The sequence below is a fragment of the Komagataeibacter kakiaceti JCM 25156 genome, from assembly GCF_000613305.1.
Genome location: NZ_BAIO01000550.1, coordinates 1 through 1,441 on the forward strand (window position 1 = coordinate 1; position 1,441 = coordinate 1,441).

General features: G+C 66.7%; 2 protein-coding genes and 1 pseudogene. All 3 read left to right on the top strand.

Annotated features, from left to right (window positions below; genetic code table 11):
- Positions 1-742 (top strand): annotated as a pseudogene (locus JCM25156_RS25540) (RNase adapter RapZ); the annotation flags it as partial.
- A complete protein-coding gene (locus JCM25156_RS16465) occupies positions 739-1,197 on the top strand; it encodes a PTS sugar transporter subunit IIA (RefSeq protein WP_025813972.1) in 459 nt (152 codons plus the stop codon). The pseudogene JCM25156_RS25540 and the gene JCM25156_RS16465, both read left to right, overlap by 4 nt.
- A 3-nt stretch (positions 1,198-1,200) precedes the next feature.
- On the top strand, positions 1,201-1,441 hold a 241-nt coding region (locus JCM25156_RS16470), incomplete at its 3' end, for an HPr family phosphocarrier protein (protein ID WP_242402718.1).

Here is a 1,441-nt window from a genome sequence, read left to right on the forward strand (position 1 = left end):
CGCGGCTGCGCGTCAATCCCGCCCTCAGCGCCGAACTGATCTACGCCACGGCGGAGGAAAGCGTGCTGCTCAGCCGCTATACCGCCACCCGCAGGCGCCACCCGCAGGCCGCCCATGGCACCGTGAAGGAAGGAATCGAGGCCGAAATCACCCTGACATCCCCCTGCGGGAGGCGGCGGATGTGGTGATCGACACCTCCGACCTGCCACCGCCGGAACTGCGCCAGCTTGTCGAGGCCCGATTCGGGGAATGGTCGGCCGGTGGGCTGGACGGGCTGACGGTCGCGCTCATGTCCTTCGCTTTTCCCGCCGGCCTCCCGCGGGAGGCGGATATGGTGTTCGACGCCCGTTTCCTGACCAATCCCTATTACGAACCCACGCTGTCCGCCATGACCGGGCTGGATGCGGCGGTGGCCGAATATGTGGAAAGGGATCCGGATTATCAGGAATTCCTGGACCGGATCGTGGGAATTCTGGAACTCGTCCTGCCGCGCTTCGTGCGGGAGGGAAAGAAATACGCGACCATCGCGCTGGGCTGTTCGGGGGGGCGGCACCGCTCCGTCACCCTGGTGGAGGCGCTCGCGCGCAGGCTTGCGCAACGGGCGGGAGACATTCATCCGCATGAGCCATGGCCGGTTGTGGTCATGCATCGTGAACTTGCCCGTCAGGGGCGCAGTAGCTGGCGCTGGGCCAATCGCCCGCGCGGCCTGTCGGAAACAACGGAGCGGACAGCCCCCAAATGATCGGCCTTGTGTTCGTGATGCACGGGATTCTGGGCGAGACCCTGAAGGGTGAGCTCGAACACGTGGTCGGCCCGCAGGCGCAGGCGACGGTATTCAACGTCACGCCCGCCGCCGTGCCGGGAAACTGCCGCTGCGCGCTGCTTGAAGCCATCGAGTCGGTGGATAGTGGCGAAGGTGTCATCCTGCTGACCGACATGTTCGGCAGCACGCCGTCGAACGTGGCGCTGTCCGCCCTGAAGAACGACCGGGTGGAGGTGCTGGCGGGCGTGAACATGCCCATGCTGGTCAAGCTCGCGCAGATGCGTGGCCATGCCAGCATGCAGGACTGCCTCAACGGGGCGGAAGCGGCGGGCAGGCGCTACATCTCCGTCGCCTCGCACCTGCCGCCCGCCTGCCTGTCCGGCACGGGCGACTGCCTGGATGGGGCCGACAGTATCGCGGGCCACGGGGACTGACCCATGGCGCGGGATCAGGATATGGCCCACATGGCCCACATGGCGGATGTGGGCATTGTCAACCAGCGCGGGCTGCATGCGCGCGCCGCCGCGAAATTCGTGACGGTCGCGGAAAAATTCGATGCATCCGTTGAGGTCATCCATGCGGAGATGACGGTCTGCGGCCATTCCATCATGGGGCTCATGATGCTGGGGGCGGGCCGGGGCGAGACGATCCGCATCGCCACGCAGGGCCCGCAGGCGG